Origin of the sequence: Nocardia barduliensis (assembly GCF_013315795.1) — a bacterium.
GTDB lineage: Bacteria > Actinomycetota > Actinomycetes > Mycobacteriales > Mycobacteriaceae > Nocardia > Nocardia barduliensis.
On record NZ_JABLTE010000189.1, the window covers coordinates 1 to 8,398 of the forward strand.

10 protein-coding genes are annotated in these 8,398 nt (G+C 71.1%); 7 read left to right on the plus strand and 3 right to left on the minus strand.

Features of this window, described 5'->3' with window-relative positions:
* The 3 genes from HOV91_RS37615 to HOV91_RS37625 all read right to left on the minus strand — a co-directional run.
* The coding region (locus HOV91_RS37615; protein ID WP_246351539.1) for an iron chelate uptake ABC transporter family permease subunit at positions 1–411 on the minus strand (411 nt) is incomplete at its 3' end.
* Positions 408–1,466, minus strand: a complete 1,059-nt coding sequence (locus HOV91_RS37620) for a heme/hemin ABC transporter substrate-binding protein (RefSeq protein WP_174189965.1) — start codon at positions 1,464–1,466, stop codon at positions 408–410. The genes HOV91_RS37615 and HOV91_RS37620, both read right to left, overlap by 4 nt.
* A gap of 20 nt (positions 1,467–1,486) precedes the next feature.
* Positions 1,487–2,446 (minus strand): aldo/keto reductase, encoded by a 960-nt coding sequence (locus tag HOV91_RS37625; RefSeq protein ID WP_174189966.1) that lies wholly within the window; start codon positions 2,444–2,446, stop codon positions 1,487–1,489.
* A gap of 291 nt (positions 2,447–2,737) precedes the next feature.
* Between HOV91_RS37625 and HOV91_RS37630 the strand changes: the two genes are divergently transcribed.
* The 7 genes from HOV91_RS37630 to HOV91_RS37660 form a co-directional block, all read left to right on the plus strand.
* Complete coding sequence (locus tag HOV91_RS37630; RefSeq protein WP_174189973.1) at positions 2,738–3,667, plus strand: undecaprenyl-diphosphate phosphatase; 930 nt, start codon at positions 2,738–2,740, stop codon at positions 3,665–3,667.
* A gap of 16 nt (positions 3,668–3,683) precedes the next feature.
* On the plus strand, positions 3,684–4,442 hold the full coding sequence (locus HOV91_RS37635) for a histidine phosphatase family protein (RefSeq protein ID WP_174189967.1): 759 nt from the start codon (positions 3,684–3,686) through the stop codon (positions 4,440–4,442).
* Between the two features lie 73 nt (positions 4,443–4,515).
* Positions 4,516–5,100 carry a DUF3090 domain-containing protein gene (locus tag HOV91_RS37640; RefSeq protein WP_039798216.1) on the plus strand — a complete coding sequence of 195 codons (585 nt, stop codon included), beginning with the start codon at positions 4,516–4,518 and terminating at the stop codon, positions 5,098–5,100.
* A 4-nt stretch (positions 5,101–5,104) separates the two neighbouring features.
* Positions 5,105–5,902 (plus strand): SCO1664 family protein, encoded by a 798-nt coding sequence (locus HOV91_RS37645; RefSeq protein WP_174189968.1) that lies wholly within the window; start codon positions 5,105–5,107, stop codon positions 5,900–5,902.
* Positions 5,903–5,986: 84 nt separating this feature from the next.
* On the plus strand, positions 5,987–6,409 hold the full coding sequence (locus tag HOV91_RS37650) for a hypothetical protein (protein ID WP_174189969.1): 423 nt from the start codon (positions 5,987–5,989) through the stop codon (positions 6,407–6,409).
* 137 nt (positions 6,410–6,546) lie between these two features.
* Positions 6,547–7,785, plus strand: coding sequence for a cysteine--1-D-myo-inosityl 2-amino-2-deoxy-alpha-D-glucopyranoside ligase (mshC, locus tag HOV91_RS37655; protein WP_174189970.1), 1,239 nt, complete (start codon positions 6,547–6,549; stop codon positions 7,783–7,785).
* A gap of 40 nt (positions 7,786–7,825) precedes the next feature.
* Positions 7,826–8,398 (plus strand): MBL fold metallo-hydrolase (locus HOV91_RS37660; RefSeq protein WP_174189971.1); only part of this gene is annotated, 573 nt, incomplete at its 3' end.

Sequence of the window (8,398 nt, forward strand, 5' to 3'; positions counted from 1 at the left end):
GCCCACCACGATGACCGTGCCCGCACCCACCGCCGCGCCCGCCGACACCCCGATCACGCCCGGCTCGGCGAGCGGATTGGCGAACACACCCTGCAACAACGCACCCGCTGTCGCCAGCGCGGCACCGACCAGCACCGCCAGCACCACCCGCGGGAACCGCACCTCCCACAGGGTCACCTCGCCCGAGGGATGCGCGGGCATCGGCCCGATATCCAGCCCGATCCGGTGCAGCACGCTGCCGGCCACCTCGGCCGGCGTGGTCGGCACCTGCCCGATCGCCGCCGAGGCCAGCGCCAGCGCGACCAGCCCCGCCAGCGCGGCCGCGAACACCAGCGCCAACCGCGAAAAGCTTCGCGACTTCGGCACCGGCGTCACCGGCGTCCGCGCCGCCTCGGTCTCCGACAGGCTCATGCGTGCCCGGTGCCGTACACCGCCGCGCTCAGCGCCGCGATCACCCGGCCGGTGTTGGGCCCGAAACTCAGCAGCACCGCATCGGACATGTCCACCACACGCCGGTCGCGCCCGGCGGGAGTCTGCGCGACGCCGGGCACCTTCTGCAGCCCCTCCACACCGCCGACGGACTTCAGCCCGTCCGACATCACCAGCAGCACATCCGGCGCGGCGCCGATCATGGCCTCACTGGTGACCGCGGTGAACGGCTCGGTCAACCCGGCGACGGTGCCCGCGTCGCGCGCGCCCAGCGCCGCGATCAACGCGTCCGCGCCCGACCCCGGCCCGGCGAGCATGGTGATGGCGGTGGAGCGCAGATACACGAACGCGATGGTCAGCCGCGGATCCGGGGCGGGCACCGCGGCACTGGCGGCCGCGATCTCGTCGCGGGTGCGCTGCGCCAGCGCCTGCCCCCGCTCGGGCACCCCCAGCGCGGCCGCGACCGCCTCGATCTGCGGCGCCACCCCGTCCATCGTGCGCTCCGGATCGAAGTACACGACCGTGACACCCGCCGCGCGCAACTGCTCCCGCACCGCGGGCGCGGCACTGGTGGTGTCGGTCAGGAACACCGACGGCCGCAGCGCCAGCACCGACTCCACGTTCAGCGACCCGTTGCCGCCTGCCACGTTCGGCACCTCCCGCACCGCGGGAAACGCCGCCGAGGTGCTGCGCCCGACCAGCTTGGGCCCCAACCCCAGCGCGTACACGGTCTGGGCGAGGGTGCCGTAGCGGTCGACGGCGATGATGCGGGAGGCATCGGTGACGGTGACCTCCGCGCCGTCGAACGACCGCACCGTCACCGGCAGCACGGGCGTGGGCTCCGGCCCGATCGGCACCGGATCCAGATCGGTCAGCGTCGCCGTCGTCGGACCGTGGCCACCGTGCGAGGAACCGGCATCGGCGCCACACGCGACCGACCCGGCCAGCAGACCCACCGAGAGCAGCGCCAGGACGGCACGCCACCACCCGGTTCCGACTCGGTTCCCACGCCCACCCCCGGTCGCTGCAGTGCTCATGCAGGCAAGGCTAATCTGTGTCACTCGGCGCGTGCACTGACGTCGTCCAAGGCGGCCGCGATCGCCCGCGGCAGCTCCAGCGTCTCGGCCGCCAGCACGCCGGTGAGCTGCCCGATGTCGCGGGCGCCGACGATCATGCTCGCGATGCCGGGCCGGTCGCGGATCCAGGCCAGCGCCACCGCCAGCGGCGAGGTACCCAGCCCGTCGGCGGCGGTCACCAGCGCATCGACCACCCGGGTGGCGCGGTCGTCGAGACCACTGCGGATCTCCGCCGCGGTCGCCTCGTCGGCGCCGCGCGAGTCGGCGGGCACCCCGTCGCGGTACTTTCCGGTCAGGATGCCGCCCGCCAACGGCGCCGAGGCGATCACCCCGACCCCGTGATACCGCGCGGCCGGGACGACATCGGCTTCGGCGCCCCGCGCCAGCAGCGAATACGGGGTCTGCGCCGCGGTCACCGGCGCCACCGCGGCCAGGCTGGCCAGCTGCCAGGCCCCGAAACCGCGCACCCCCGCGTACCTGACCCGGCCCGACCGCACCGCCTGCTCCAGCGTCGAGGCGATCTCCTCGAGCGGCGTGCGCGGATCCCACACCGCGACATTCCAGATGTCGAGATGGTCGGTGCCGAACTCCAGCAGCGTGCGATCCAGTTGCCGCAGCAGCGCCCGCCGCGAGGTATCCACCGTGACCTGCGCGGGCACCGGCACCCCGGCGGGGGAGAACCCCCACGGCGCGGTCCCCGCGCACCCGCTGAGCACCAGCTCGTCCCGCGAGACCAGGTCACCGAGCAACTCGGCCAGGATCCGCTGCGCTGCCCCGCCCGCGTAGGCGGGCGAGGTGTCCACCAGCGTGCCGCCCGCCTCGACGAACGCCACCAACTGCCCCGCGGCGTCCTCGGCGTCGGTGTGCGAACCCCAGGTATGGGTCGCCAGGCCCATCCGCGACACCCGCAGGCCGCTGCGGCCCACCGTCCGCTGTTCCATCACCGTGTCCGCGCTTTCGTCACGGCGCCAAGCCTAGAGTGTGGATACGCGACTCGGCGCCCACCAGCACAGTGGGTCGCACTCGGGTGCGCGGGCGAACCCGCCGTCCCCGCGAACCTCCCTCGGCGCCGGGCACGCAACAGCCGGGCACGCTGCCGCGAGTCCGGCACTGTACTGTCGCTGCGTGATCGGCGCGGTCGTCACGAAGGAACGACCGGCCGCTGCGCCAATGCCCAAATACCAACGCGTATTTCGGGCGAAAGTGGAGGATGGTTAGTGGTTGGCGAGTCGATGACCTGGGTGCAGGCCCTGGTGCTCGGGTTGGTGCAGGGGCTGACGGAGTTTCTGCCGATCTCCTCCTCGGCGCATCTGCGCATCGTGTCGTCGGTCTTCTTCGGCGAGGACGCCGGCGCCTCGTTCACCGCGGTCACCCAGCTGGGCACCGAAGCCGCAGTGCTGGTGTTCTTCGCCAAGGACATCTGGCGGATCGTGCTGGCCTGGTTCGCGGGAGTGCGCGATCGGCTGACCGCGCGCGGCCGCCGGGAAATCCCGCTGCACGATCAGCCCACCACGCGACTTCCCGTCCTCACCGCCGACCGCACCCGCGTTCTCGACGAGCAGACCCAGCGCGACCTCGACTATCGCGTCGGCTGGTATGTGATCATCGCCACCATCCCCATCGGTGTGCTGGGGTTCCTGTTCAAAGACGAGATCCGCACCGGAGCCCGCAACCTGTGGCTGGTGTCGTTCATGCTGATCTTCTTCGCCCTGGTCATCGCCGCCGGTGAGCACTTCGGCCGCAAAGAGCGCTCGATCGAGCAGCTGACCACCCGCGACGGGCTGGCCATGGGTTTCGCGCAGTGCCTGGCCCTGATCCCCGGTGTCTCACGCTCGGGCGCCACCTCGACCGCGGGCCTGTTCCTGGGATTGGAACGCGAAGCGGCCGTGCGGTTTTCGTTCCTGCTGGCCATCCCCGCGGTGACCGCCTCGGGCCTGTTCAGCCTGCCCGACGCGTTCGAACCCGCTGGTGAGGGACTCAACGCCAGCGGGCCGCAGCTGCTGGTGGCCACGGTGCTGGCGTTCGTGGTCGGCTACGCGTCGGTGGCGTGGCTGCTGCGTTTCGTCGCACGGCATTCGCTGTACTGGTTCGTCGGCTACCGCATCGTGCTGGGCGCGATCATCCTGGGTCTGCTGGCGGCGGGCGAGGTCTCGGCGACATGATCGCTAGGCTGACCGCATGACGGTGATCCTGTTGCGGCACGGTGTGTCGACCTCGAACACCGCCCGCACCTTGGCCGGTCGCAGCACCGGCGTCGAGCTCACCGAGCGTGGCGAGGAGCAGGCGAGGACCGTGGCCGAACGACTGGCCGGGCTGCCGATCGAACGGATCGTGCACTCCCCGCTGCTGCGCTGTCAGCGCACGGTCGCGCCGCTGGCGGAAAAGTTCGGGCTGGAACCGGTTTTCGACGACCGCCTGCTCGAAGTGGACTACGGCGAATGGACCGGCCGCCCGATCGCGGAACTGCTGGAGGAACCGCTGTGGAAAGTCGTGCAGCGGCACGCCTCCGGCGCGGTGTTCCCCAGCGGTGAAGGCTTGGCGCAGGTGCAGGTGCGCGCGGTAGCCGCGATCCGCGACCACGACCGCGCCCTGGCCGAGCAGCACGGCCGCGACGCGCTGTGGGTGGCGTGCACGCACGGGGACGTGATCAAGTCCATCCTCGCCGACGCCCTGGGCATCCACCTCGACGGCTTCCAGCGGATCGTGGTGGAGCCCGCTTCGATCAGCGTGGTGCGCTACACCCCGACCGCGCCCTACGTGTGGCGGCTCAACGACACCGGCGCCGACCTGTCGGCCCTCGCCGCTTCCGGCGGGCAACGCCCTGGCGCCGGAGCGGCGGCACCGGGTCCGGAGGCCTCCGGGCCTGTCCCCGGTGGCGAGCTCGGTAATACCGGAAGTGCGGATAATGGGAATGCGGAGCGCCGAGATTCCTTGTAAACAACCGAGCGGTCGTTGTATGGAACCCCCGCGCCGCGGGTAGTCGATCAGGGTCACGTATCAGGAGGTGCATGTGTCACGCGCAATCCATGTATTCCGCACCCCCGATCGTTTCGTCGCCGGGACCGTCGGTGAGCCGGGCGATCGCGCGTTCTACCTGCAGGCGGTGCAGGAACCGCGCGTGGTCAGCGTGCTGCTGGAAAAGCAGCAGGTGAAGGTGCTCGCCGACCGGATGGGTCTGCTGCTGGACGAGGTCGCGCGCCGCTTCGGCGCGGAAGTGCCCCCGCAGGCCGAGGACGTCAGCGACAACGCGCCCCTGGTCACCCCGATCGACGCCGAGTTCCGCGTCGGCACCATGGGCCTGGGCTGGGACGCCGACGCGGGCGCGGTGGTGGTGGAACTGCTGGCGATCACCGAGACCGAGGTCGACGAGTCGGTGGTGCTCGACGACACCGAAGAGGGCCCCGACGCGGTGCGGGTGTTCCTCACCCCGATCCAGGCGCGGGAATTCGCACTGCGCTCCACCCGGGTGATCGCGGCGGGCCGCCCGCCGTGCCCACTGTGCGGCGAGCCGCTCTCGGCGCGCGGGCACATGTGCGTGCGCACCAACGGCTACAAGCGCGGAGACATCTTCGGCGCGGCCGAACTGGAGGAGTGATTCGGTGGCCGAGGCCGGGGACGGATTCCACAGCGGCGAGCTGACGGTGATCGGGCGGGTGAACACCGCCAGCAACGTGACCTTGGTCTGCGAGGTGCCCGGCGACCCGCCGCTGCGGGTGGTCTACAAACCGATCCGCGGCGAACGACCGCTGTGGGACTTCCCCGACGGCACCCTGGCCGGGCGTGAGGTGGCCTCGTATCTGATCTCGGAGGCGATCGGCTGGGGCGTGATCCCGGAAACGATTGTGCGCGAGGGTCCTTTCGGTCCCGGAATGGTGCAGCGCTGGGTCGTCGGCGTGGACAATCACACCGATCGCGGCGACCGCCTGGACCTGATCGACCTGTGCCCCGCGGGCGCGGTGCCCGACGGGTTCCGTGAGGTGCTGCGCGCGGTGGACGACCTGGGCAACGAAGTGTCGCTGATCCACGCCGACGATCCGCGGTTGCAGCGGGTGGCGGTGCTGGACGTGCTGCTCAACAACGCCGACCGCAAGGGCGGGCACGCCCTGGAAGGGCTGGACGGGCAGGTCTACGGCGTCGATCACGGCATCTGCTTGCACACCGACCACAAATTGCGCACGGTGCTGTGGGGCTGGGCCGGACAACCCCTCGGCGACGGGCTGGTCGCCGACGTCACCGCGTTCGCCGACCAGCTGCCCGGCGCCTTCGCCGACACGCTCAGCGTGCACATCACCGACGCCGAGATCGACGCGTTGATCGAACGCACCAAACACCTGCTCGACGATCCGGTGATGCCGATGCCGCGCACCGCCCGCCCCATCCCGTGGCCGGCGTTCTAGGCGCGACCACCGCCGATGCCGCGACAGGCGATCGCGGGCACAGTGGATGCTTCGAACGCTCGGCGCGACGACGAGGAGGACGCGATGACCGACGCGACCGGAGACCACGCGGCACCGACGGTGCGGATCGCCATCGGCGTGCCCACCTACCGCATCGCGTTGCACTACGTGCACCTCTACGACAAGAAGCCGTATCCCGACACCGCCCTGCACCTCTACGACAACGGCGTCTACTGGCTGAGCTCGGAAGGGGAGAACCACTTCGGGGTCTACGTGCTCGTCGAGGGCTCGGTGGACTCCGGGCGGTTCACCATGCGGTTCCTGTCGTTGCCGTCCCCGGACTGGGGCGATACCGTCGCCTATCACGAACTCGAGTTCGACGTCGCGCGCGGCCGATTCACCCAGATCGCGCTGGCCGAGGTCGACCCCGACATCCCGGATCTGGACGGGACCTTCGCCATCACGCCCAACACCATCGCCGATCCCACCCGCCGCGCCGACGGCTGATTCAGCGAAACCCTAATTATTGACTTCCCGCGATTCGCTGGAAGACGCAGGTCACCGCGCGCCGGGCGAGCGGTGCGGCGGGCGCGGGCACCGGGCCGGGGGCGGATGATCTCCACCACACCTTTACCCTCGTAAGCATGCAGTCCTGGTCCGATACCGCCCTCCCGACCGTCCCTGGAGCAGGACCGCCGTTGCGGTTGTACGACACCGCCGACCGTCAGGTGCGCCCGGTCACCCCCGGCCCCACCGCCACCATGTACGTCTGCGGCATCACGCCCTACGACGCCACCCATCTCGGGCACGCCGCGACCTACCTGACCTTCGATCTGGTCAACCGGCTCTGGCGCGACGCGGGCCACGACGTGCACTACGTGCAGAACGTCACCGACGTCGACGACCCGCTGTTCGAACGCGCCGCCCGCGACGGCGTGGACTGGCGCGATCTGGGCGCCGCGGAGACCGACCTGTTCCGCGAGGACATGTCCGCGCTGCGCATCGTGCCCCCGCGCGACTACGTCGGCGCCGTGGAATCCGTCGACGAGGTCGTGGAGTTCGTGCAGAAACTGCTGGCCTCCGGCGCGGCCTACGTCGTCGACGACGCCGAGTACCCCGACATCTACTTCCGCGCCGACGCCACCGAGCAGTTCGGCTACGAATCCGGCTACGACCGCGCCACGATGGAGCGGCTGTTCGCCGAACGCGGCGGCGACCCGGACCGTCCCGGCAAACGCGACACCATCGACGCGCTGCTGTGGCGCTCCGCGCGTCCCGGCGAGCCGTCCTGGCCTGCCCCGTTCGGCGCGGGCCGCCCCGGCTGGCACATCGAGTGTTCGGCGATCGCGTTGAACCGCATCGGCCCGGAGTTCGACATCCAGGGCGGCGGCAGTGACCTGATCTACCCCCACCACGAATACTCCGCCGCGCACGCCGAGTCGCTGATCGCCGGGCGCCGCTTCGCCCGCCACTACGTGCACGCCGGCCTGATCGGGCTGGACGGGGAGAAGATGTCGAAGTCCCGCGGCAATCTCGTGCTGGTGTCGGTGCTGCGCCGCCAGGGCGCCGACCCGGCTGCCATCCGGCTGGCACTGCTGGCCGGTCACTACCGCCAGGACCGGATGTGGACCGACGCCCTGCTCGAGCAGGCGCGCCGCCGCCTGGAGTGGTGGCGCGCGGCCACCGCGCGGCAGGAAGGCCCCTCGGCCACCGACACCATCGCCCGCCTGCGCCAGCACTTGGCCGACGATCTGGACACCCCCAAAGCGCTCGACGCTGTCGACAACTGGGCCCGCCAGGCCCTCGACTACGGGGGCCGGGACGCCGAGGCGCCCGCATTGATCGCCACCGCCGTCGACGCGCTGCTGGGCATCCGTCTGTAGCCCCCTTGCCCGCCTGTGCTCCGCGTGATGGGGTAGCGGCGTGTGCAAACTACCCGGTCCGGGCCTGTTCGGTCCCGGCGGCAAACTGGCGGCCCTCGCGGCCGGACGGTTGCGGCCCGCCGCCGATCCCGCCGATCCGCGGACGATCACCGCTCGCAGGCGTTTCTTCGGCGCCGATATCGTCGATGCCGCCACCGGCGCACTGCGCACCGATCGCGTGGTGCTGTCCTGGGTGGGCTGCACCACCTACGCCATGGCCATCGGCGGTTCGGTGTTGCTGCTCGACGCGTGGGTGCCCCGGCTGACCAGCACCGGCTACGTCCCGGCCACGCCACAGGACTTGGTGGACCTGGCGCCCGCGGCGATCTTCATCGGTCACGGCCACTTCGACCATGCCGGTGACGCGGGCCGCATCGCGCAGGCCAGCGGCGCCACGGTGCACGGCACCGCCGAGCACTGCGCGAACATCGCCCTTCAGCTCACCGATGCGACGTTCCCGACAGTGGGCCACGGTGCCGCGCACACCGCGATCGGCGCCCGCGCGGACTTCACCGTCGGCGCGGTAGAGGTCACCGCCGTCCGGCATCTGCACTCCGCACGCACCCCACCCGAC

Coding starts and splice junctions, on each gene's coding strand:
- HOV91_RS37625 (WP_174189966.1), bottom strand. CDS start 2,446: ATGGAACAGCGGACGGTGGGCCGCAGCGGCCTGCGGGTGTCGCGGATG.
- HOV91_RS37650 (WP_174189969.1), top strand. CDS start 5,987: ATGACCGACGCGACCGGAGACCACGCGGCACCGACGGTGCGGATCGCC.
- mshC (WP_174189970.1), top strand. CDS start 6,547: ATGCAGTCCTGGTCCGATACCGCCCTCCCGACCGTCCCTGGAGCAGGA.
- HOV91_RS37620 (WP_174189965.1), bottom strand. CDS start 1,466: ATGAGCACTGCAGCGACCGGGGGTGGGCGTGGGAACCGAGTCGGAACC.
- HOV91_RS37635 (WP_174189967.1), top strand. CDS start 3,684: ATGACGGTGATCCTGTTGCGGCACGGTGTGTCGACCTCGAACACCGCC.
- HOV91_RS37630 (WP_174189973.1), top strand. CDS start 2,738: ATGACCTGGGTGCAGGCCCTGGTGCTCGGGTTGGTGCAGGGGCTGACG.